Here is a 22,969-nt window from a genome sequence, read left to right as displayed (position 1 = left end):
GCGGCTGTACATGTCAGAGGCCGGCCGGCACGCGGGCGTGGCCGTGACGGTCGTACTCGGCATGGCGGCTGTCACAGGTCCACCGGCCCCGGTGTCAGGGTGGCGCGGACTGTCTTCCCGCAGAGCGTGGGGTCAATGAACCAGGTGAGTCCAGCGCCGAGTTGCTGGATTCGTTGCAGACCTCGCCCGTTCTGCAAGGCCGCCGTGAAGTCGGGGAAGCGGGGGGTGGGGTCGCAGACGTCGATGACGAGCCGTCCGTCCTCGGTGATGCCGAGGTCGACGCTGATCGTTGCGGTGCTGGTCGGCGGCAGGCCGTGGAGGAGGGCGTTGTGCACCAGGTCGGCCAGAACCGCGGCGGCGGCGTCGACGCTGCCCGCCCACCCGATGACGGTCAGGCTCGTACGGGCGTTCAGGCGGGCCCGTATGACGGACTTGGCGTCCGCTGCCAGCCTGATGGTCGGGTACCTGCGTACCAGGGGCAGGGGCTCGACACGGTCCACGGCGTCAGGTCCTTTACGGAGACTGAGACGGCACCAGGTCGTGGTGCCGTCGGGACTGGTGCCCCATGCGTCGGCGAGCGCATCGACGAGCACAAGCCCCCGGCCGCTCTCGTCGTCCAGGGCGGCACGGCGTAGTACGGGACGCTGCGGCGAACCGTCGCGGACCTCGATCACCAGATGCTCGTCACGCACACACAGGCGGAATCCGACGGTGCCGGTGCCGTGCCGGAGCGCGTTGGTGGCCAGCTCGGTCGTCAGCAGCTCGGCCGGCTCGATCAGATCCGGCCGTCCCCAGTAGGCCAGCGCCGCCCGGACGATGCGGCGCAGCCGACCGGGCCAGACCGCATCGGCCTGCGTCAGGCGGCCCGGGTCCGACGCCCGGTCACGGGCGATCGACACCTCATAGACAGCCTGCCCAGGCCGCATACAGGCAGCCCTCATGCCGTCCAGCACAGTCAGCGTCATGCCCTAGGTCTCCGGATCGACGGATCTGGCAGGCGAGGCCGGTGGATTCGAGAACTCCGGCTACCTCGCCCCCACCAGTAAACAAATGACTACAGCAGGAGTACAGGATTCTTCCGGTGGTGGACCGGAAGTTTTTACCTACGCGGGAACAGCACCCCAGGGCGGGGCTACCGTGAGGGTGTGCCGAAGAACCTCCGCCTGGCGGCGGCCATGCACCAAGCAGGACTGAAGCAGCGCGAGTTAGCCGACCGGCTCAACAAACGCATCGAGCAACTGACAGGGTCGCCCGGGGTAATTTCCGGTCGGCACGTCCGGGACTGGCTCAATGGAACGATCCGCTGGCCGCGTGAACGCCAACGGCGCGTGCTGCGGGACGAGTTCGGTATGACTCCGGAAGAACTGGGCTTCATTCCCCCGTCCCGCCCTGGACCGTCGCCGGACCGTCGCACCTTCATCGGCACGGCCGCCGGCGCCGCAGCCGCCGCTGCCCTCCCCCATTCTCCCGCCCCGGTCCGGCCGTTGCAGGTCGGTATGTCCGACGTGATCCGGCTGCGCGAAGAGGTGGAGCGTCTGATCGTCCTGGACGACAAACGCGGTGGCCACGGCCTGGAACAGACCGCCCTCGACGGAGCCGCCAAGGCGCTCGCTCTCCGGAAGGATTCCGCGGCGACGCAGCACGTGCAGCGCCACTTGTCCGCGGTCGCCGCGGACTTCACCTCGGCAGCGGCATGGTTCCTGATCGACGCGGGGCGGCTCGATCGGGCCGACCGCCACCTGGATCGGGCCCTGACGCTCGCGGGCATGGCGCAGGACTCCGACATGACCATGAAAGTGTGGAACTTGCGGGCGATGCTCGCGCGGCAGCGCCACGACTTCACCGAGGCCCTTGCCGCCTCGCAGGCCGCCCAGGGGACAGAGATCGCCCGGCACAGTCCGCTGCACGCGTCGCTCGCCCACGCCCGGACCGCGGTCGGCCTGGCCCACAGCAGCGACCATGGCGGGGCTCTGACCTGCCTGGAGCGTGCTGAGGACGCCATGTCGCGGGTGGATGAGCGGCCCCCGTCGGCGTGGATCGCCTTCTACGGGCCGGCCGAGCTTGCCTCCCTCACCGCCATCGTGAGAGACGTCATGGGCCACCCCGCAGAGGCCGAAGCGGCCTCCTACCGGGCCCTTGCCGCTCTGCCCGAGCCCTACCGGCGCAACAAGGCGCTCACCACAGCCCGGCTTGCCCTTGCGCAGCTGCATCAGGACGAGGTCGAGCAGGGGTGTGCCACCAGCGGCAGCGTCTTCACGATCATGGAGGGCGATCCGCTTCCCTGGCGGTTGCGGCAGCTCCTCGGCGACTTCCAGCGCGACCTGATCGCCCGTGCTCCCTCCGTGCGCATCGCACACGAGTGGGCCGACCGCTACCGGACCGAATGGAGCAGCCCTTGACCACCGCCGTCGAACTCCGACGCTTCACCCACGAGGACCTGCCGACCATCCGGCAGACGCTCCTGGACGTGCACGCGGACGTCTACGCCGACAGCATGACCGAGTTCGATGAACGCTTCTCGTGGTTCGTGGATCACTGGGGCGGCCACCCGGGATACGTCTGCGTCATTGGCTACGACGGGGACGAGCCGGTCGGGTTTGCCTACGGCGCCCCGGCCGGCGAGGGAAGGGAGTGGTGGCGTGAGCACCTGCCCGAGCCGCCGGCGGACGCCTCCACCTTCTCCGTCTCGGAGCTGATGGTGCGTCCACGGTGGCGCAAGACCGGCACGGCCAAGCGGCTGCACGAGGCACTGATCGCCGGCCGGCCGGAAGCCCTGGCGGTGCTCCTGGTCGACCCTGATCACCCCAAGGTGGAGGCCCTGTACGAGACCTGGGGGTACCGCAGGATCGGCACCCGGCGTCCGTTCCCGGACAGCCCGAACTTCGGGGTCATGCTCCGGCTGTTGCCCGCCGAGGAACAGTCGTAACGGTACTCACCGTGGCCCCGTTTCTCCGGAAGTGCTGAGCCCGTCCAGGGCGCCGGAGGAACGGGGCGGTGCCGTCTACCGGCGTCGCCGCAGTGCCCTGACCGGTGCCGCGATTTTCCGCAGCAGCTCGCCGAACAGCGCCGCTCGCAGTGCTCCGATGTTCGGTGCCTGCATTCCCATGGGCACGGCCCTTCCCGAGTGGTGGATTCGGTAGAGCCGTTCCCTGGGGGGGCCGGAGAACACGGAGTGACGCGGAGCATGACCGGAATCCGCTGCGTGCCTAGCGGGTGGGGCTGGCTTCCTGGGCCTTGCTGACGAGGGTGACGGCCTTCGTGACCACTGGATGGTCCAGGTGCTGGGATACGCGGACGAGGTGCTGGCGCCAGGCGTGGGGTTCGGTGTCGGAGCCGGGCAACCGGGTGAGTTGGATCTGCGGGGGCAGGGCGGGGAGGCCCTGGTTGCGGGCGTGGGCCGCGTAGAGCAGGGTGGCGGCCACCTGGGCGGCCGTCAGGTCCCAGATGTCTGCCGTGTCGTCGGCGATTGCGTCCTGTCTCCCGTCCGGCTGGTCCTGGGCGAGGCGGGTGACTGCCATCGGGGCAAGGGCGCTCCACCACGGGCTGAGTCGTCCGAACCCGTCCTCCAGCTCGGCCATGACCGACGTGAGTTCCATGGCCGTGTTGAAGCCTGCCCACAGTGACCACCGCGGTGCCAGGACGATGCTCGGGTCCGCCTGGGCCGCGGGGTCGTTCCTGACCACGAGGTCGTGCAGGGGCGTGACAAGGCGCTTGTCGCGGCGCTCGGCGCGGCGCGAGTACAGGACCATGGCGCCCAGGCCCGCGTTGGCGGCGATACAGCTGGCGATGGTGGCCAGCCACGCGCTTTCGGCCAGCGCATCGAGGCGGTGGGGGCCGGCAGCGGTGCCGAACAGCGCGGTCGCGGTCAAGACGACATTCACCAGGTCCAAGCCGAGTGCCAGACCGAACGCGGCCATGCACCGCGCGAGATGCTCGCGGAGCTCGGGGCGGCCGGGGATGGTGACCTTCCGGCACTCGCGCACGGTCACCACGACGGTCAGGATCAGCGTGCTCCAGTAGACAAGGTGGAGGGCGACGACCTCCGGCACGTGGGCGTACACCGCGGCGAACTTGAGCGGCGCGGCCGGCCCCAGGGGCGCATGGAAGAACAGGGCCGTCATGGCGGTGATGGCGCCGCCGTAGACGGGTCCCCAGCGCCAGGCAGTCCGGCGCAGGGAGGCCGGGTCGGATTTGTCGGGCTGCCAGAGCTGGCTGAGGGCATGGGCGTGGGCGACGCACGCCAGTGTGGCGGCCGGGACGATCAGGGCGCAGATGTTGGGTGAGTGGAGCAGGGCGCCGACCAGCCGGAAGGGGCCGGGGGTGGCGAGGAGGAAAATGATGCCGGCGCAGATCAGGACTGAGGCGGTAAGGCGCAGTGACCATTCCCGGCGCTGCCGACGCAGTGCCAGTGCCTTGACCGTGCTGAGGCCGATGGTGGACACGGCGATGATCAGGTTGGCGACGGTGAGGAGCCGCAGCGGCACCATGATCAGATAGACCTGCGGTTGCTGAAGGCGGTGGTCAGGGGGCCGGTGCGCTTGTCGGTGGCATCAAGGGCAAGGAGAGGCATCACGGCATGGGCGAAGACCTCGCACATGCGCTCCTCGTCCTCCGTGAAGGTCTCCCGCAGTCGCATGGGGCGGGACAGGATTTCCTCCCGCAGCCGCGGAGGCAGGGCTGCTATGTGGGCTTCCAGGCTCTGGAGGCTGACGCCGGCGAAGTGAGTGTGCACGGTGGTGGAATGGTCGTTGGCCGACCCGGTACGGGCGAAGCCGCTCGGGCCGAAGTGCCGCGCCTCGTGGAGCTTGACGTGGGCCTGCTGCCAGGGACTCAGCCGGTCACTGATGCCGATGATGTCCTCGTCCGTGGTTCCCAGCAGGGCCACGCCGCTCACGGTGGGCGGGAGGGAGGACAGCACATGGGTCCGGAGGCGGCGGCCACGCTGCTCGCCGATGATGTCCAGGACGTCTTGGACGTTTGCGCCCGCGGACAGTCCGAGTTCGTCGTGGAAGTAGGCGAGTGCGTCACGCCGTTCACGGGACCAGGACCGGTGCTCCCGGACGGCTGTCCTGACGCGGGTGGCGGTCCCGGTGAGCCGTGCGAGGCCGGCGCGGCGTGGGGGCTGTGCGCCGGTAGGGCTCATGCGCTGGTCGGCTCAACTGCTGTGCCGGAGCGAGCTCCGCTCGCGGCGCCTGGTCGAGCGCCCGGACGGCTGTGGTGCATTGGTCTCACGCTCCCCGTTCCCCGTTTTCCCCTGCTACTTGGTGACGGGCTGTGCCCGTTGACCTGCGGAGCGAGACTATCAGCCGGGTTTGATCGTGTCGGTGGGATTCACCTCTCGTGCGTAAGGGGCGCGGCCTTCGCAGGTATGCCGCGCCCCGGTGGCCGTCACGCGGCGAGAGGCACGTCCTTGCGCGGGGACAGCCGCGCGAAGTACGCGGTGTCCGCATTGGAGGAGTACGAGCTGATCGGCCTGGTGGCGGGGGCGCCGGTCGGGTCCCAGTCGAAGTGGCGCAGGAACTTCGTGAGTGCGGTGGTGGCCATCATGCGGGCCAGCGGGGCGCCGATGCAGAAGTGGGCGCCCTGGCCGAAGGACAGATGACTCGCCGCCGGCCGGCGGGACGGGTCGAAGACGTCCGATTGGGGGCCGAAGACCGCGGTGTCCCGGCCGGTGGCCGCCACGAAGACGGCCACTGCGTCGCCCTTTTTCACTGTGACATCCGTGCCGGGCACCTCCGTGTCCTCGGTGGCATACCGGAACATGATCGAGTGGATCGGCGAGTTGTACCGCAGCACCTCTTCCACGACGTCCTTGACGGGAACCTCGCCCGCTCGGACCCGGGCGAGCTGGTCGGGATGCTGCGACAGGGCCTTCAGGGCGTTGCTGATGAGGTTGGTCGTGGTCTCGTGCCCGGCGAAGAGGAACAGCATCAGCGTGTAGAGCAGCAGTTCGTCATCGAGCGTGGCGCCCTCGCCGTTGGTGGCCCCGATCAGAGCGGAGGCCAGATCGTCTCCGGGGTTCTGCCGCTTGTCGGCGATCAGACCGGCAATGACGGCGAGCACAGCGGCCTTTGCCTCGGCGGCCTGCTCGGGGCTGCTGCGGCTGTCGTGGAGGGTGGCGTAGTCCCAGGCGAGGGTCTCGCTGCTGACGAGGTCCAGACCGAACAGGTGGCAGATGACCTGCATGGGCAGGGGGAAGGCGAAGCGGTGGCGCAGGTCGATGAACGAGTCCGGTGATGCCGGTGATGCCTGCGAGAGTTCGGCTATCAGCTCGTCGACGATGGCCTCGATGCGAGGGCGCAGTTCCTCGACACGGCGCGGGGTGAAGGCGCTGCTGACCAGACCGCGCAGCTCGCGGTGTCGGTGGTCGTCCTCGTTGAGCATGCCGGGCATCGTGACGAACTCCAGGATCGGCACGGTGTCGGGGACGAGGCCGTTGCGGAGGTCCGCCCAGTGACGGGGATGCTTTTTGAACGTGTCTCCCTTCAGCACCGCCATGGCGACCTCGTGGTCCCCGGTGGCCCAGCATCTGATCCCGTCGGCCACTGCCGGGACAAGGCGACCGCGGGCGTGCAGGCGGCGTGCCTCCCCGAGCACATCAGTGGCTTCTCCGTCGAGCTGGAACAGCTCCGACTCGGTGGCAAGGTCCATCAGTGATCTCCCGTCAGGTCGAGGGTGTGGGCGCGTTCACGTGCCCGAGCGGGGTCGTAGGAGACCACGACCTCGTCCGGGACGCGCACGATGATCGACCGGCTCCACTGCGTGGGCTGGTCGGGGTAGGTCAGGGCGAGGTCGTCCAGGCGGGTCAGCAACTGCTCGGCTCCCCCGCGGACGGTGGAGCGGGCCAGCGGCTCGGCAGGGCATTCGTGGCTACCGAGGCCCCAGGACAGATGGGAGAGGTTGCCCTCGGTGTAGGAGCGGCGCAGAGCCTCGGTCTCGCCGAAGCGGGGATCGAGGTTGGCGCCGGCCAGGCTGACGATCAGCAACGCCCCCTCGGGGACGGCGAGTCCGCCCAGCTCCACGTCAACTGTGGTGACCCGGCCGATGACCTGCTGCACCGGAGTGTGGTCCCACAGCACCCGCTCCATGACACCCGCTTCGTCCTGCGTTTTGCTGCGCAGATGGGACAGCGTGCCGTCGGCCCGCACCAGAAGATCGGCCGTATTGGCCAGCCACGCCGTGGTGGACGCGATGCCGGAGATGAACGCCAGCCATACCGTCCACACCACCTCGTCGGCGGTCAGCCCCGCCTCCAGCAGCCAGGAGACAATGTCCGCGCGGGGGACGAAGCGGCGCCGCTCGACATGGGCACGGATGATCTGAGTGATCTCCGCGTGGGCAGCGAGAGCCCCCTCACCTCCCTCCAGAAGCGTCTTGATGCCCTCCTGGAGCTGCGGCTCATCCTCCTCGGGAAAGCCGAAGATCCTGCTCAGGACCAGCACCGGCAGCGGGCGGGCGTACTGGCTGACGAGATCGGCATGCCCCGCCCCGAGCCGGGGATGCCCCGCCTCCAAGAGGTTGTCGATCAGCCTGTTGGCCGCCTTCTTGGTGACGGCCTGCCGGCGGCGGGCGCTGACCTTGGCCAGGCTGTTCGTGAAGGCGCCGCGCAGCCTGTGGTGTTCCTCGCCGTCGACGTGCAGCATGTTGGGCATCCACTGGACGTGCGGCGCCAGGGGCCACGTCGGCGGCAGCCTGCCCTCCTTCAGCACGCGCCACCGCCTGAGGTCGCGGGTGTAGCGGGAGGGCTCCTTGAGAACGGCCTCGCAGGCCGCATGCCCGATGACGAGATAGGCCGGAACATCGCCGTCCAACGCCACCTGCACCACGCCCTTGCCCCGGGCCTGCCGGCGCAGTCCGGCGTAGAACTGGGCAGGATCACCGACCATCTGCCGGCTCGACAGGGGCACGGCACTGCCGTGACGGACAGGACAGCCCGCAGCCCGCGAGGCCGGGGTACGGGGGGAATGGTCTGCATGGGGTGTCATCACACCGGATTCCGTGTCGCGGGGAACAGGGAGAAACGGGACAGACAGCCGGAGAGCGGCAGGCCGATCCCGCTGGTGGAGCGATCGAGATCCTTCTTCACCCGCCGCACCGCTGTCAACAAATGACTACAGCCCTCGGCGTATCCGTGAGCGATGGTTTCGGTGGCCTTGGCACGGATACGCTGCCTGCGCACACCCGTCTGCCCTGGCCCCCTGGAGACCCTCAGGTGAACGCGCCCCGCGAGGTAACCGCCGCCGACATCGCCCGGCTCCTCGGCGAGCTCGATGAGGCGGCCGGGCGTCACGGCAAGGGGCGCGACGATGTGCTCGACGTCGAGCACATCCGCCAGCAGACCGGCATCCCGCCGCACCGCATCCGGGCGCTTCTGCGCGGCGCGGAGCCGGTGCAGCCGCCCCGCGAGCGCGAGCCCCGGGAGTTCTACTACCGGGACTTGGTCAGCGAGCGGCTCGACTACCTGAGACAGCGGGCCCTGGCGCCGGCCGACGCGAGCGGCGGCCGGAAGTTCGTGACCACGCCGCAGCCCGGGAGCTACCGGCAGATCGGGAGTGAGGTCGACCTCACCCACACGCTGATCGAGTACCTCGTCAAGGGAAAGCGCAGCGCACGTGTCGAATACAGCTCGCCGCTGGAGCAGTACTACGAGGTGGAACACGGATACCTGTCGAGGCCGGAAGGACCAGCCCTCGCCGACTACTTGAAGTCACAGATCAACGGCCTCTATGCAGGTGTCCTGCACTCAAGCATCGAATTCCTCCGCGGCGGCCAGATGGCCCTTCGGCACACCGGGGAGGAGCCGCCATCGCTGCGGGACATGGTGACGATCATGGACGCCTTGGTGGACGCCGAGCGCCAGAGGCGGGACGAGAACCCAGGAGACGAAGGCCGGCGCAGCGACTGAACGGACGACACCCGTCGCCTCCGCAGTCAAATGTTTACAGCGTTACTTCTGCTACAGCAGGATCAACGCGTGGCACCCTGCACAGAGCGGCCTGGTCTTCAGAAGACCGGGCCGTTCTGTGCAGTGAGCGTGATCACCTTGGTGTCTTCGTCGGTCGTCTGTGACCGGCTGTGCCGTGTGCGTGGGGCGATATCTGGCTGGACCGGAGTTCTTCGGGTGCGGGCTGTTGCGTCTGCGACAGGCGATCTTTCTTGTGCCCTAGAGTCGGGGCAGTCTTCCCGGTGGCGTCTCGCCGCCGGGATTTCGTTGTTCCTGGGCGGAGTTGGATCTTGCGAAAAGCGCGGCTGCTGAACTGGACGGCGGGGCCTGGCCCCCGAATTGGTTGGGCGTCCCGGGTCCGGGAGGCAGGGGCGCCCCTTGCGCTGCGGCCGTACCGGCTGCACTTCACCGCGCGCGTGCTGTCGTGGACCGGATCGGCGGTCTCGCCGATCGCCCTGGCGTTCGCGGTGCTGCACATCGGCGGGGGAGCGGGCGCCCTCGGCCTGGTCCTGGCGGCGAGCGTCGCGCCCCAGATCCTTCTACTCCTGGTGGGCGGAGTCGTCGCCGACCGGCTCCCGCGCGCCCGGGTCATGGTGTGGTCCAACATCGTGTGTGCGCTCGCCGAGGGCCTCGCCGCGGTGCTGCTGTGGTCCGGCACGGCCCGGGTGTGGCACCTGGTGCTCATGTCCGGGATCTGCGGCGCAGCCTCGGCGTTCTTCACCCCGGCCGCGGGCGGCATCGTCAAGGAAGTGGTGCCGGCCGAGGCCCGGCACGCGGCGAACGCCCTCCTGAAGATCGCGCAGAACCTCGTCAAGGTCGGCGGCCCCGCTATCGGCGGTTTCCTCGTCGCCGCGGTCGGGTCGGCCTGGGCCATCGGATGGGACGCGGCCACCTTCGCGGCCTCCGCCCTCCTGTTCGCCCGGATCGACCTCAAGCCGGGCGTGGTGAAGGTGAAGACGGGTTTCCTGGCCGATCTGCGGGACGGTTGGAGCGACTTCCGCTCTCGCCGCTGGCTGTGGGTGATGGTCGTGCAAGGAGCTTTCGTCGTGCCGGTGTGGATGGTCGGGTACCAGCTCCTCGGCCCGGTCTACGGGGAGCGGTTTCTCGGCGGCGCCGGACTGTGGGGCCTGGTCGTCTCCGGGTTCACGGCCGGACTGGTGGTCGGGGCCGCCGTCGCGCTGATGTGGCGGCCCCGGCTGGTCGGCCGCGTGGTGTGCGCGGGTACCGGGTCGCTCGCGCTGCCGCTCGCCGCGATGGGCGCCGCCGCCCCGCTGCCGGTGCTCGTCGCCGCGACGGTGGCGGCCGGAACCGGTCTCGCCGTCAGCATGACCGTATGGTCCGGCCTGGTACAGGAGCGCATCCCGGCCGACCGGCTGAGCCGGGCACTGTCGTACTCGACGCTCGGGCAGCTCGTCCCCGTACCGTTCGGCTACCTCCTCGCGGGCCCGGTCTCCCGCGCCGTCGGAGTCCGCGCCACCCTCGCGGGCGGCGCCCTGGTGATTGTGCTCGCCGCCGTCGTTCCGCTGCTGATCCGTCAGGTTCGGACCCTGGCCCTGGCCGGGCAGTCCGCACACGAGCCGGTCCCCACGGAGACCGTCGGAGTGTCCGCGCGAGCGCCGAGGTAGAACGCGCGGGCCACCTCGACCGCACCGCCGAAGTCGCGGAACGCGCGGTCGCGGGCCGCAGCATCCAGCAACGGCCGCCCCGCGCACGCCGGGAGGTTCCACCGGGCGGTGAGGTGCCGGCCGATGCGGTCGACGGACAGACGGGTGACGACCCGGAGCTGTTCGCCACCTATCTGGTGCTGGCCGGGGAGAACGTGGACGCGGTCGCCGGGCACATCGCCGAACTGACCGCCCAGCTCACCCGGATCGTGGCGGCGGGCATCACCGAGGGCGTCTTCGCCCCCGGCGACCCGGCGTCCACCGGCCGCACGCTCTTCCACCTCTCCGGCCGCTACCACGACCCCTGCTACGCACGGGAGTGGGAACGCCCGGACGCGGACCGGGACTTCGAGGCGGCGGTCGACCTGCTCCTGCGGGGGTTGCGGGTGCGCTAGCTGATCCAGCCCGGCATCATTGCTGTCCTGGTCGCTGCTGCGGGTGGACTCATGTCGCGTCTCCGTAGCAATACTCCGCTGTTCGTCGCATCAGTTCCGCCGAGTCCTTGATGGAGAGTGCGGCGGCCCGGAGGTGGTCGTATCGGAGTGAGCAGGTCTCGACCGTCTCCGGTTCCGCCGTGGGGTGGCCTTTGCCGTATCCCTCGGTGCGGATGACGGCCGGGTCGGTCGCGAATCGGTAGACGGTGAAGGGGCCCGTGAGTCCCGGGTGTGCTCCGGCCGAGAAGGGCAGTACCTGGATGTTGACCCGGGTGTGGCACTCGAAGGAGGCCAGGTGGGTGAGTTGCCCGTGCATGGTCTCCCGGTCTCCGATCTGCTGGTGCAGTGCGGCCTGGCTGAGGACCATCCAGAGGACCGGTGGTTTCTCCTTGTCGAGGATGTGTTGCCGGGTCGGTCGCGCGGTGGCCGCGTCCTCGGGGCCGGTCTGGTGGAACGCGGTGAGCACGGCATGGGTGTAGGGCCGGGTCTGCAGCAATTCGTGGACCATGCCCAGCTGGAAGGCGCAGATCTCGGTCGCCCGTGCTTCCAGCTCCGCGGTCTGCTGGAACCAGCGGGGGAGTTGGCTCCTCATGACCAGGTCCAGGAGCCGGGACAGCGATCCGCCCGTTTCCAGGGCGGTGTCGGCCCGTTCGCTGAATTCCGCCGTGGGCAGTTTCCTGGCGGTCTCGATCTGGCCGACGAGTGATCCCGTGTAGGCGACGATGTCACCGAGTTGTCGCTGTGTCAGGCCCGCTTTTTCCCGGAGGCGGCGGAGTTCGGATCCGTAGTAATCGAGTGGCGAGGCGCCCGGGTCCAGCGCGTTGATGTTGGTCACGGACGATCTCTTCTTCACTGTCAGCGGGGGCCTGGATTTCAAGGAATGGCCGGTGGCGGGGCATCGATCGCCCAGCTGGAGGGCGATGACGTACGCGCTCACGGCTGTGTCTGCGGGGGCAGTGCGAGGCGGCACCATGTCTTCGCGCCGGCGTTGCTCGTTCCCCAGGAACCGCCATGTTCTTTTGCCACGGCTTCGACCAGTTCCAGGCCCCGGCCGGACTCCGAGTTTCCGTCCGTGTGCCTGGTCGCCGCAGCCCCGGGAACGCCGTCGACGACCGTGATGACCAGGAAGCCGTCCCGGACTGCCATGGTCACGCGGATTTCGCTCGTACCGGCGTGGAGCACGGCGTTGGTCACCAGTTCGGAGACGACCAGCATCACGTCGTCGCGCAGGGCGTCCAGGCTGCAGTACCGAAGGCGCGCGGCGGCGATCCGGCGTATGGCGCCTGCGCGGGCGGCGTCTTCAGAGCAGGGCTGAGTGCCACGGGTGCTGGACCGGAGCTCGATCCGCTCGTCCATCACGTCCCGGTCGCGGTATAGGACCGCGCGGGACAGCCGTACGGCTGTCGTCGTCATAGCGTCCTCTGGGGGCAGGAGGGAGCGAGCGGAAGGGGCATGCCGCACCGCCTGCTGGCTCATGTACAGCCAGGTAACCGCGGTCCGGGCACTCGCGTGGATGCCGTATCGGCTCGGAGTCGGGTGCAACCCCCCTGCCGTTTTGACTATCTCTTTACTCTTGCTGGAGCCGTAGACCCTAACGTTCTGTTATGTCGGGGACACGGAACGATGCCTTCTCGTCGTGGTTACACGACCACAAAATGCCCATCAGGGAACTGACATCCCTGGTCAACACGGCAATCAGCGATCTGACCGGCCATTACGGGACGGTCCACGAGAGACACATCTACAAGCTCCTCAACGGCGAACATCGATCACCGAACCCCCTCCTGAGGGGGGCGCTTCAAAGGGTGACGGGGCGAACGGCCGCGGAGTTAGGCTTCGTTCCTCGGGGGATCAAGAACACAGAGTTTCCCCCAGTACCCGAGGACGACCCCGTGTATCGACGCGCTTTTCTGGCCGCCGCCACCGCCGCCGGCGCTTCACTCACCGCGCCCTCCGACACTCAGCGCCGACTGGGCTCGGCCGATGTGGACAGGATGAACGCGAAGTTGGCAGCCGTCGTCAGCATGGACAACAAGTACGGAGGAACGCAGGAGCTGCAACAGCATGCGGCCACGCTCGCCGAAGAGACCATGCGCATGCAGAACAGTCACTTCGCGTCCAGTCGCATCCGGTCCGAGCTGTACGGTGTCGCCGCGGCGTTCACCGCGAGCGCGATGTGGGCCGCTGTCGACGGACGTCGCTTGAGTCAGGCGGAGCCCTACCTCAACCAGACCGTCACCCTCGCAAGCCTGGCCAACAACCGGCACATCCTGTATCGCGTGTGGGGCCACGCCGGGATCATGTACCGCCACCTCGGTCGCCCCGCCGATGCGATCGCCGCCGGCGAGGCAGCCCGAGCCACGTCGATCACGCGCAGCGATCCGCTGTACGCATCCCTCGCCCTCGCCCGGCTCGCCACCTTTCACGCGGACATGAACGACGACCGCAGCGCACTGCGTGCGATCGGCCTGGCGCAGGCCAGCTTCGACCGCGCCGACAGGGCGAAGCACCGCCCGTCGTGGATGAGCTTCTACGACCAGGCCGAGTTGGACAGCCTGGCCACCTTTGCCTACCTCCGGCTCGGGAAGTGGGAAGACGCCGAGCGGCACGCGCACCGATGCCTCGGCGGGCTGCGGCCCGACCTGGAGCGGAACCGGGCCCTGACCTACGCCAACTTGGCGTTGGCCCAGCTGGGCCAGGGTGACGTGGAGCCTGCTGTCGCGTCGGCCCGTAGGGTCCCGGCGGAGATGGCCGGGCGCGGTCGCGTACACATGCTCTTGAACGACTTCACCACCCGGCTCACAGCTGTGGCGCCACTCAGCTCCCAGACTGGTGCGTGGCTCGATCACAGGGCAGCGGCATGAGCGGCACGGTCTACCACCGCACCACAGACGTGGCGGAGGTACGTCGGCTCATCGTCGACATTCACGTGGAAGTGCGTGGTGAATTCGGCCTGATGGAACGCCCGTTCTACCACCGGGACAGGTTTGACGAGCGGCTGACGGCCTACTCGTCCCGCCCCGGCTGGGAAGCTGTCGTCGGGTACCAGGGCGGTGAACCGGTCGGTTACGTCTTTGCCGTACCGCTCGGCGAGGACACCCGATGGTGGTCCTCGGAACGGGTGTCTCTGCCCGACGCGTACGTCAAGGAAGACGGTGCCAGAACCCTGGCCCTGAACGAGATCCTTGTGCGTCGGCCGTGGCGAGGTGCCCAGGGCAAGGGAACGGCCCGAGCCCTCCATGAGGAACTGCTCTCGCGGCGCACGGAACAACGCGTCACCCTGCTGGTCAATCCGGCTCTGTCCGAGGGACGCCTGAAGGCCGTGTACGAGTCCTGGGGCTATCAGCAGATCGGCAGCCAGCAGCCGTTCGACGACTCACCGGTCTTCGCAACAATGATGCGCGACCCTCTGCATCAGGCACAGGAAAACTGACCGAGTGGCCTCTAGTGGGGCCAAGGCATACGGACGAGGGCGTTGCGCTCACTCTGTCGACACGAATCCGCGTCACCTTGGCAGAACTGGAGAAGATCCGCAGTGAGCCGGGCATCGATGCGCGGTTCAGTGGCGGGCACGCGCACCTTTCCGTTTTCCGATTCGATGACGACATGATCGTCACGCCGTTGCTTCCGCACTCGGTGGGGCACGACGCACCCACCCTTCACCTGCGCCGGTACCAGGACGACGGGATGTTCGACCGCTTCGCGGCGCACGTCGAAGAACTGTGGGGTCGGGGCAGGCCAGTGTGGGAGGAGACAGATGGGACGGCGTGACTACGAGGACGATCCGGATGCACCCGCGGCGAACAGTCTTGTACCCGCTGCGTCCGTCGTGGTGGTCGATGACGCGGGCCGTATCCTGCTCCAGCGCCGCAGCGACAACGGGATGTGGGCCCTGCCCGGAGGTGTCATGCACATCGGGGAGTCCCTGCCCGACTGCGCTGTTCGGGAGACCCGGGAGGAGACCGGCTACGACGTGCGGCTGACTGGCATTGTCGGCACCTACACCAACCCCGGTCATGTGTTCGCCTACGACGATGGTGAAGTCCGGCAAGAGTTCTCGATCTGCTTCACGGCACAGATGGTGGGAGGGCGGCCGACGGTGTCCGAGGAGTCCACGGAGGTGGCCTGGTTCGCACCCGCCGACACCGATGCCCTGCCCATGGTTTCCAGCATCCGCAAGCGCCTGAACGACTGGCGCAGCGCCAGCATGCCTGTTCTCCGGTGAGGGTCGGCCCACCGAGTATGCGGACGCCTCTGTGATGTGGCACCGTTTCCGATCATGTGGAGCGGGGCAGTTGCTCGCGTACCCATGCGGGGTCGGGGTTGGTGTGCGGTCGGCCCGCCACGACGACGGTCGGCACGGTCTCGTTGCCGTCGTTGGCCGCCCGCACCACTGCGGCTCCGGCCGGGTCGCGCCAGATGTCGACCCAGTGCAGCCGTCGGGCGCTGTGGCCCAGCCGGATGCGCAGTCGCATGCAGTAAGTGCAGCCCGGCCGCCAGAAGACGACCGGCCGGCCGTCGACCGCGCTGCGGCGCTGTGCCTCCGACGCGCTGATCGACCTCGGGAAGACCAGAGGCGAGTTCACGCCCGCGAGCAGCACGAAGACCAGCAGGAGCGCTACGGCTGCGCCGGGGGTTCCGCCGACGATCAGTCCGGCCGCGAGGACTGAGCCGCAGAGCACCAGCAGCATCGGCAGGATCCAGACACGCGTCACGACGACAAAGGCTACCGACAAGCCGAACCGGCCCACCGGCCCCGGCGGGTTTTACGTTGAGTGGCAAGGCAGTTGGCGAATCGATACCGGTTCACGTGCATTATCTGATCGGGTCCCTCGGACGGGTCGTCCCCGGACCGGCACCCGGCCGTTCGGCGCAGTGTCGCCGAGCTGCGCGAGGCGGTCATCGCCGTGCCCACCCGTGGGAGCCCGCCCTCGACGCCCTCCCCTCGGCGGACTGCCCCTCGGCCACTGTGCGGCCCCTTCGGGAGTGCGGTCAGATTGCAACTCGGAACGGTCAGATTCCTTCAATTTCGGTTATTGCGAGTGGCTGATCGATCGGATGCGCTATGAGTGACGGCAGGGCCGGGTGCCCAAGAGGAACGGCGAGGTCGGCGCCGTCGTTTCGTATTGAGGGAAGCAAAGCCAGGTATGAGATCGCGAAAGAAAAGATCGCGGCGGATTCGCTCCCGCGCCGTCGCCGTTGCCGTCGCCGCCGGTGCGTACGTCCGGGCGGGCCGGTCGGACGTACGGCGGATTGCTTGGGTGGTGCCGATGCTGTCGCTCCTGGCGTTGGCCGGGTGCGCCGGGGCGGCGTCCTCGAAGTCGACAGCCACGGAGGCGGCCAGGACGACGGCCGTCGATTGCGACCGGATCGCAGGTGACGGCCGGGCGTTCTACGAGAGCAATCCGACGTACACGGATCCCCGAGACGACGGTGCGGACTGGTCGCCGACCCCGCCGGAGAAGCAGGGGATGGATTCGACCCTGTTGCGTACGGGGCTGACCAAGCTCGGGAACAACGCGTCGTTGTTCAGCGCGCTGGTCGTCCGGCACGACCGTCTCGTGGCCGAGCGGTACTACCGCGGGAGTGGCGCACGGCGGAGCAACAACGTCCACTCGGTGTCGAAGAGTATTCTGCAGGCACTGGTCCACATCGCCATCGCGAAGGGCTACATCGGAAGCCTGGACGACCCGGTGGCCGACTATCTGCCGGAGTACTTCGGCAGTACGTCGCCGGACAAGAAAAAGATCACCATCCGGCACATGCTGACCATGACGTCGGGTCTCGACTGGACCGAGGATTCGACCGAGAGCCGTGTCGAGAAGGCGTCGAACCGGGTCCGGGCGATTCTCGGCCGTTCGCTCGTGTCCGCTCCTGGCACGACGTACAACTACAGCAGTGGCAATACGCACGTCGTCTCGGCCGTGTTGCAGAAGGCCACTCGCATGAGCACCTGCCAGTTCGCGCACAGATACCTGTTCGGACCGATGGGCATCACGGCCGAGCACTGGGGCCGTGACCCGCAAGGCGTCTTCTCCGGCGGGTACAACGTCTACCTGACGCCACGGGAGTTGGCCAAGTTCGGCCTGCTCTACCTGCACGACGGCAAGTGGGCCGGCCGGCAGCTCGTACCACGTGCTGCGGTGCGGGCGGCGCAAGCCCGGACCACACAGGTCGACGACACCTTCGCCTATTCCGAGGGCTGGTGGATGCAGACCGTCTCCGGACGCTCGATGTACTTCGCCTGGGGATACGGCGGCCAGTTCGTCTACGTCATCCCCGGCGCGGACGTCGTGCTCGTAACAAGCGAGAACACCAGCGACAACAGCGTCAACAAGGAGATCAACGCAAGGGAGTTCATCCGCGACCACCTGCTGCCCTCCATGACCGAACCCTGATCCCGGCCCGCCCCGCGCGGGGTCGAGGTACGCAGGTACACCGAATCGGCAGACCGGCGACCGCGGCTCGATGCGCGCCCACAACGGCGCCTGCGGGCAGCTCGAACGGCGAGGGCGACGCGAAGCCGACCGCGAAGGCGAAGACGATCTCTCCGACGCAGCGACCCGGGACTGAAGCCGGCGGTGCGAAGTGCGCGCCGAAGCCCCTGCGTGAGCCGAGCGGGTACGACCCCTGTGGCGGCGGTACGGCCTGAGGTTTCCCGTACCCCTCCGGCCTGCGGTGATGATTTTCAAGGGTTTCCCCAGAGAAGCCCGTCGGGGCCCCGGGAACGGGTTGTCGGCGAGACATGCTGTCCAAAGCCGCACGAGGTGCGACCGTTCCGTCACCACAACAGCATGGGGGCAGTCCATGACGAATGAAGCGAAGCTTCGGGACTACCTCAAACGGCTCACCGTCGATCTGCATGAAACCCGCAGCCGACTGCGCCAGTTGGAGTCCCGGGACACCGAGCCCGTGGCCGTCGTCGGCATGAGCTGCCGACTGCCCGGAGGTGTTCGCTCCCCCGAGGACTTCTGGGACCTGCTCGTGTCCGGGACCGACGCCGTGACCGACTGGCCCGCCGACCGGGGCTGGGACCCCGACGCCGACGGGTCCGACGGCGAAGGCCACCGCCGCGGCGGCTTCGTCTTCGACGCCGACCGCTTCGACCCGGCCTTCTTCGGCATCTCGCCCCGCGAGGCCCTGGCCATGGACCCCCAGCAGCGCCTGCTCCTGGAGGCCACCTGGGAGGCGTTCGAACGCGCCGGCATCGACCCGGCCGACCTGCGCGGCAGCCGCTCCGGCGTCTTCGTCGGATGCAGCGACCAGGGCTACACCAGCGGACTGCGCGAGGTCCCCGACGACGTCCGCGGCCACCTGCTCACCGGCACCTCCATGTCGGTCGTCTCCGGCCGCGTCGCCTACACCCTCGGCCTCGAAGGCCCCGCGGTCACCGTCGACACCGCCTGCTCCTCCTCCCTCGTCGCCCTCCACCTGGCCGCCCAGTCGCTGCGCTCCGGCGAGTGCTCCCTCGCCGTCGTCGGCGGCGTCACCGTCATGTCGAGCCCCGGCGCCTTCATCGAGTTCGGTCAGCAGGGCGGCCTCGCCTCCGACGGCCGCTGCAAGGCGTTCTCCGAGGACGCGGACGGCACCGGCTGGGGCGAGGGCGTCGGCGTCATCGTCGTCGAGCGCCTCTCCGACGCCCGCCGCAACGGCCACCAGATCCTCGCCGTCGTGCGCGGCTCGGCGGTGAACCAGGACGGCGCCTCCAACGGCCTGACCGCCCCCAACGGCCCCTCCCAGCAGCGCGTCATCCTCGCCGCCCTCGCCAACGCGGGTGTGCCCGCCACCGAGATCGACGCCGTCGAGGCGCACGGCACCGGCACCGCGCTCGGCGACCCCATCGAGGCGCAGGCACTGCTCGCCACCTACGGCCAGGGCCGCCCCGCCGACCGCCCCCTGTGGCTGGGCTCCGCCAAGTCCAACATCGGGCACACCCAGGCCGCCGCCGGCGTCGTCGGCGTCATCAAGACCGTCCTCGCCCTGCGCAACGGCGTCCTGCCGCCCACCCTCCACGTCGACACCCCCTCCTCCCACGTCGACTGGAGCGCCGGCAACGTCAAGCTCCTCACCGAGTCCCGCGACTGGCCGGAGCTCGACCGCCCGCGCCGCGCCGCCGTCTCCGCGTTCGGTGTCTCCGGCACCAACGCCCACGCCGTCATCGAGCAGGCCCCCGCCGCCGAACCGGCCGCCGAGACCACCGAGCGCACGGCCCTGCCCGTCCTGCCCTGGGTGCTCTCGGGCCAGGACGAGGACGCCCTGCGCGAGCAGGCCGCCCGGCTCGCCGCCCTGCTCACCGAACGGCCCGACACCGACCTCCACGACCTCGCCTGGTCCCTCGCCACCACCCGCGCCGCGCTCCCGCGCCGCGCGGCCCTCCTCGGCAAGGACCGCACCGACCTGCTGGCCGCCCTCACCGCCGTCACCGAGGGCCGCCCCGCCGACCACACTCACACCGGCACCACCAAGGGCGAGGGCAAGCTGGCCTTCCTCTTCTCGGGTCAGGGTGCGCAACGGCTGGGTATGGGGCGGGAGTTGTACGACTCCTTCCCGGTGTTCGCCGAAGCCTTCGACGCCGTATGCGCGCACCTCGACGGTGACCTGCGCAGTGTCGTCTTCGGTGACGATGCCGAGCTGCTGAACGAGACCGGGTGGACGCAGCCGGCCCTCTTCGCGATCGAGGTCGCGCTGTTCCGGCTGGTGGAGTCGTGGGGCGTACGTCCCGCCTTCCTCGTCGGGCACTCCGTCGGTGAGCTGGCTGCCGCGCATGTGTCGGGTGTGCTGTCGCTGGAGGACGCGGCTCGTCTGGTGTCCGCGCGTGGTCGTCTGATGCAGGAACTGCCCTCCGGTGGCGCGATGTTCGCGCTGGAGGCCACCGAGGACGAAGTCCTGCCCCTGCTGACCGGTGACGTGTCTCTCGCCGCGGTCAACGGCCCCCGCGCCGTTGTCATCTCCGGTACGGAGGCTGCCGCGCAGGCCGTTGCCGACGAGATCGGCGCCCTCGGCCGCCGTACCACCCGGCTGCGGGTCTCGCACGCCTTCCACTCGCTGCTGATGGAGCCGATGCTGGCCGCGTTCCGTGCGGTCGCCGAGAGTGTCACCTACGCCGAGCCGCAGATCCCGGTCGTCTCCAATGTCACCGGACAGCTCGCCGCCGCAGGGGAGTTGGAGTCGGCGGACTACTGGGTGCGGCACGTGCGTGAGGCGGTTCGGTTCGCCGATGGTGTGCGTACCCTCGCCGAGCAGGGCGTGACCCGTTACGTCGAACTCGGCCCCGACGGCACCCTCACCGCCCTCGCCCAGTCCGGCGCCCCGGACGACACGGACGCGCTGTTCGTGCCCGTCCTGCGCAAGGACCGCCCCGAGGCCGAGTCGCTGACCTCCGCCGTCGCCCGCCTGCACATCCACGGCCGTACGCCCGACTGGTCGGCCCTGCTGCCCGGTGGCCGCCGGGTCGAGCTGCCGACGTACGCCTTCCGCCGCGACCGCTACTGGCTGGAGCGCTCCTACCGCGCCGACGGCTCAGCCGCCGACCCCGCCGAGGGCGGCCACCGCCACCAGGTGACCTGGCGCCCCGTGACCGGGCTGCCCGGCGAGGCGCGGCTGGCCGGCCGCTGGCTGCTCGTCACCCCGGCCGGCCTCGACCACGACGGCTGGCACGGTGCCCTGACGGAGACCCTGGCCGGCCGCGCCACCGAGCTCGTCACCGTGCCCTGCCCCAGCGACGCCGATCGCGCCACCCTCGCCGCGCTCCTCGCCTCCGCCGCGGGGGAGACCCCCGTCGGGGGAGTGGTGTCGACGCTGGCCCTCACGCCGGGCGAGCGCGCGGGCACCCCGGACGCCGTCCTCGCCACCACCCTGCTGATCCAGGCCCTCGGCGACAGCGGAGTCACCGCGCCGCTGTGGACCCTCACCCGCGAAGCGGTCGCCGCCACCCGCGACGACGCCCCGCCGCTGCTCGCCGCCGCCGCCGTCTGGGGCCTCGGCCGGGTCGCCGCGCTCGAACAGCCCGACCGCTGGGGCGGGTTGATCGACCTCCCGGCCGAACTCGACCGACGTACCGTCTCCCGGCTCGCCGCCGTCCTGTCCGGCGGTACCGACGAGGACCAGGTCGCCGTGCGCGCGGGCGGAGTACTCGCCCGTCGGCTGACCCCCGTCACCGGCGAACCCGAGACGCCCTGGACGCCCGAGGGCACGGTCCTGATCACCGGCGGCACGGGTGCCCTCGGCGCCCACGTGGCCCGCTGGGCCGCCGAACGGGGCGCCGCGCACCTCGTCCTCGTCAGCCGCCGCGGTCCCGAGGCCCCCGGCGCCACCGAACTCGAGGCCGAACTCTCCGCCGCGGGCGCCCAGGTCTCCCTGGTCGCCTGCGACCTGACGGACCGCGACGCCGTCCGCGCGCTGCTGGCCAGCCACCCCGTGGACTCCGTCGTGCACACCGCGGGCGTCCTCGACGACGGTGTCCTCGACACCCTCACCCCCGAGCAGTTCGACACGGTCGTCCGCGCCAAGGTCGACGCCGCCCTGCACCTGGACGAGCTCACCCGCGACCGGGACCTGTCGGCGTTTGTCCTCTTCTCCTCCTTCGCCGGCACCGTCGGCTCCGCGGGGCAGGCCAACTACGCCGCCGCCAACGCCATGTTGGACGCTCTCGCCGAGCGGCGTCGTGCGGAGGGGCTGCCCGCGACCTCGGTCGCGTGGGGGCCGTGGGCCGGCGGCGGCATGGCCGCCGACAGCTCCTCCGAGAACCGGCAGCGCCGCGGTGGCGTCAACCTGCTGGAACCGGCGGCCGGGCTCGACGCCCTCGCCGTCTCCGCGGCCGCGTCGGCCGCCGTCGCGTTCGTCGCCGACATCGACTGGACCCGCTTCGGCCCCGCCTTCACGGCCGTACGCACCAGCCCGCTCCTCGCCGAGCTGTACGCGGCGCCCAAGGCCACGGCCGACCGGCCCGCCCCCGCCAACGCCCTGCGCGACCGCCTCACCGGACTGACCGCCCAGGCGCAGCGCGCCCAACTCCTCGACACCGTCCGCACCCGCGCGGCCGCCGTGCTCGGATACCCGGGTCCGGAGTCGGTGCCCGCGGACCGTGCGTTCCGTGACCTGGGCGTGGACTCGCTGATCGCGGTGGAGCTGCGCAACGTTCTTGGCGCGGAGTGTGGGGTGAGGTTGCCGGCGACGGTCGTCTTCGACCACCCCACTCCGGCGGCGCTCGCGAACTTCCTGTACGGCGAACTCGGCGGCGTCGTCTCCGACGCGAGCGACCTCCCCCAGGTCACCGGCGCGGCCGTGTCCTCCGACCCGATCGTGATCGTCGGCATGGCCTGCCGCTTCCCCGGCGGCGCCAACTCGCCCGAGGCCCTGTGGAGTCTGCTGGCGGAGGGCCGCGACGGCATCGTCGGCTTCCCCCAGGACCGCGGCTGGGACCTCGACCTCCTCAGCGCCCCCGACGGCCCCTACACCAGCCACACCCGCCTCGGTGGCTTCCTCGCCGATGTCGACGCGTTCGATGCGGGGTTTTTTGGTGTGTCGCCGCGTGAGGCGTTGGCGATGGATCCGCAGCAGCGGTTGTTGTTGGAGTCGTCGTGGGAGGCGGTGGAGCGGGCGGGTATTGATCCTCGGTCGTTGAGGGGTTCGCGGACGGGTGTGTTCGCGGGGACGAACGGCCAGGACTATCCGGCGTTGTTGTCGTTGTCGGAGGGTGACTTCGGCGGTTATGTGGGGACGGGGAATGCGGCGAGTGTGTTCTCCGGGCGGGTGTCGTATGTGCTGGGTCTTGAGGGTCCGGCGGTGACGGTGGACACGGCGTGCTCGTCGTCCCTGGTCGCCCTCCACCTTGCGGCGCAGGCGTTGCGGTCGGGTGAGTGTGATCTGGCGTTGGCCGGTGGTGTGACGGTGATGTCGACGCCGGGTGCGTTTGTGGAGTTCAGCCG

General features: G+C 69.7%; 20 protein-coding genes. 11 read left to right on the top strand and 9 right to left on the bottom strand.

Annotated elements, in window-relative coordinates; translation table 11 throughout:
• Positions 1-71: 71 nt before the first annotated feature.
• A complete protein-coding gene (locus tag AB0F77_RS31990) occupies positions 72-965 on the bottom strand; it encodes an ATP-binding protein (RefSeq protein ID WP_361955170.1) in 894 nt (297 codons plus the stop codon).
• A 180-nt stretch (positions 966-1,145) separates the two neighbouring features.
• On the opposite strand from AB0F77_RS31990, the gene AB0F77_RS31985 reads away from it, so the two are divergent.
• Entirely contained in the window at positions 1,146-2,399 is a 1,254-nt protein-coding gene (locus tag AB0F77_RS31985; protein ID WP_361955169.1) for a helix-turn-helix transcriptional regulator, read from the top strand.
• Positions 2,384-2,926 carry a GNAT family N-acetyltransferase gene (locus AB0F77_RS31980; RefSeq protein ID WP_361955168.1) on the top strand — a complete coding sequence of 181 codons (543 nt, stop codon included), beginning with the start codon at positions 2,384-2,386 and terminating at the stop codon, positions 2,924-2,926. The genes AB0F77_RS31985 and AB0F77_RS31980 overlap by 16 nt, the downstream gene beginning before the upstream one ends.
• 280 nt (positions 2,927-3,206) lie before the next feature.
• On the opposite strand, the gene AB0F77_RS31975 is transcribed toward AB0F77_RS31980, so the two are convergent.
• The 5 genes from AB0F77_RS31975 to AB0F77_RS31955 form a co-directional block, all read right to left on the bottom strand.
• Positions 3,207-4,487: a hypothetical protein gene (locus AB0F77_RS31975; protein WP_361955167.1), complete on the bottom strand. Its 1,281-nt coding sequence runs from the start codon at positions 4,485-4,487 to the stop codon at positions 3,207-3,209.
• A 2-nt stretch (positions 4,488-4,489) separates the two neighbouring features.
• On the bottom strand, positions 4,490-5,143 hold the full coding sequence (locus AB0F77_RS31970; protein ID WP_361955166.1) for a hypothetical protein: 654 nt from the start codon (positions 5,141-5,143) through the stop codon (positions 4,490-4,492).
• Between the two features lie 245 nt (positions 5,144-5,388).
• A complete protein-coding gene (locus AB0F77_RS31965) occupies positions 5,389-6,651 on the bottom strand; it encodes a cytochrome P450 (RefSeq protein WP_361955165.1) in 1,263 nt (420 codons plus the stop codon).
• Positions 6,651-7,907, bottom strand: coding sequence for a hypothetical protein (locus AB0F77_RS31960; protein WP_361955164.1), 1,257 nt, complete (start codon positions 7,905-7,907; stop codon positions 6,651-6,653). Before AB0F77_RS31960 ends, AB0F77_RS31965 begins: the two co-directional genes overlap by 1 nt.
• A gap of 77 nt (positions 7,908-7,984) precedes the next feature.
• Positions 7,985-8,326: a hypothetical protein gene (locus tag AB0F77_RS31955; RefSeq protein WP_361955163.1), complete on the bottom strand. Its 342-nt coding sequence runs from the start codon at positions 8,324-8,326 to the stop codon at positions 7,985-7,987.
• Here AB0F77_RS31955 and AB0F77_RS31950 point away from each other — a divergent pair.
• The 3 genes from AB0F77_RS31950 to AB0F77_RS31940 all read left to right on the top strand — a co-directional run bounded on the left by AB0F77_RS31950 (position 8,309) and on the right by AB0F77_RS31940 (position 11,003).
• A complete protein-coding gene (locus AB0F77_RS31950) occupies positions 8,309-8,905 on the top strand; it encodes a hypothetical protein (protein WP_361955162.1) in 597 nt (198 codons plus the stop codon). The genes AB0F77_RS31955 and AB0F77_RS31950 overlap by 18 nt on opposite strands.
• A gap of 329 nt (positions 8,906-9,234) precedes the next feature.
• Positions 9,235-10,569, top strand: coding sequence for an MFS transporter (locus AB0F77_RS31945; RefSeq protein ID WP_361955161.1), 1,335 nt, complete (start codon positions 9,235-9,237; stop codon positions 10,567-10,569).
• Positions 10,570-10,682: 113 nt separating this feature from the next.
• Positions 10,683-11,003, top strand: coding sequence for a hypothetical protein (locus AB0F77_RS31940; protein WP_361955160.1), 321 nt, complete (start codon positions 10,683-10,685; stop codon positions 11,001-11,003).
• 49 nt (positions 11,004-11,052) lie between these two features.
• Here the strand turns inward: AB0F77_RS31940 and AB0F77_RS31935 are convergent, their stop codons facing one another.
• Both AB0F77_RS31935 and AB0F77_RS31930 read right to left on the bottom strand, forming a co-directional pair.
• Positions 11,053-11,877: a helix-turn-helix transcriptional regulator gene (locus AB0F77_RS31935; protein WP_361955159.1), complete on the bottom strand. Its 825-nt coding sequence runs from the start codon at positions 11,875-11,877 to the stop codon at positions 11,053-11,055.
• Between the two features lie 98 nt (positions 11,878-11,975).
• Positions 11,976-12,455 carry an ATP-binding protein gene (locus AB0F77_RS31930; protein WP_361955158.1) on the bottom strand — a complete coding sequence of 160 codons (480 nt, stop codon included), beginning with the start codon at positions 12,453-12,455 and terminating at the stop codon, positions 11,976-11,978.
• 242 nt (positions 12,456-12,697) lie between these two features.
• Here AB0F77_RS31930 and AB0F77_RS31925 point away from each other — a divergent pair, with 242 nt between their 5' ends.
• The 4 genes from AB0F77_RS31925 to AB0F77_RS31910 all read left to right on the top strand — a co-directional run bounded on the left by AB0F77_RS31925 (position 12,698) and on the right by AB0F77_RS31910 (position 15,267).
• Entirely contained in the window at positions 12,698-13,906 is a 1,209-nt protein-coding gene (locus AB0F77_RS31925; protein ID WP_361955157.1) for a Tat pathway signal protein, read from the top strand.
• Positions 13,903-14,475, top strand: a complete 573-nt coding sequence (locus AB0F77_RS31920; protein WP_361955156.1) for an N-acetyltransferase — start codon at positions 13,903-13,905, stop codon at positions 14,473-14,475. The genes AB0F77_RS31925 and AB0F77_RS31920 overlap by 4 nt, the downstream gene beginning before the upstream one ends.
• A 77-nt stretch (positions 14,476-14,552) precedes the next feature.
• A complete protein-coding gene (locus tag AB0F77_RS31915; RefSeq protein ID WP_361955155.1) occupies positions 14,553-14,813 on the top strand; it encodes a hypothetical protein in 261 nt (86 codons plus the stop codon).
• Positions 14,800-15,267 (top strand): NUDIX domain-containing protein, encoded by a 468-nt coding sequence (locus AB0F77_RS31910; protein ID WP_361955154.1) that lies wholly within the window; start codon positions 14,800-14,802, stop codon positions 15,265-15,267. The genes AB0F77_RS31915 and AB0F77_RS31910 overlap by 14 nt, the downstream gene beginning before the upstream one ends.
• A gap of 52 nt (positions 15,268-15,319) precedes the next feature.
• Here AB0F77_RS31910 and AB0F77_RS31905 read toward each other — a convergent pair whose 3' ends face one another.
• Positions 15,320-15,757 carry a glutaredoxin domain-containing protein gene (locus AB0F77_RS31905; RefSeq protein WP_361955153.1) on the bottom strand — a complete coding sequence of 146 codons (438 nt, stop codon included), beginning with the start codon at positions 15,755-15,757 and terminating at the stop codon, positions 15,320-15,322.
• Between the two features lie 555 nt (positions 15,758-16,312).
• Here AB0F77_RS31905 and AB0F77_RS31900 point away from each other — a divergent pair.
• Entirely contained in the window at positions 16,313-17,440 is a 1,128-nt protein-coding gene (locus AB0F77_RS31900; RefSeq protein WP_361955152.1) for a serine hydrolase, read from the top strand.
• 409 nt (positions 17,441-17,849) lie between these two features.
• Positions 17,850-22,969 (top strand): type I polyketide synthase (locus tag AB0F77_RS31895; RefSeq protein WP_361955151.1); only part of this gene is annotated, 5,120 nt, incomplete at its 3' end.

The organism is Streptomyces sp. NPDC026672 (genome assembly GCF_040638185.1).
Classification (GTDB): domain Bacteria; phylum Actinomycetota; class Actinomycetes; order Streptomycetales; family Streptomycetaceae; genus Streptomyces.
The sequence above is the reverse complement of the archived record's forward strand: the minus strand, read 5'-3'. Positions and strand labels throughout refer to the sequence as shown.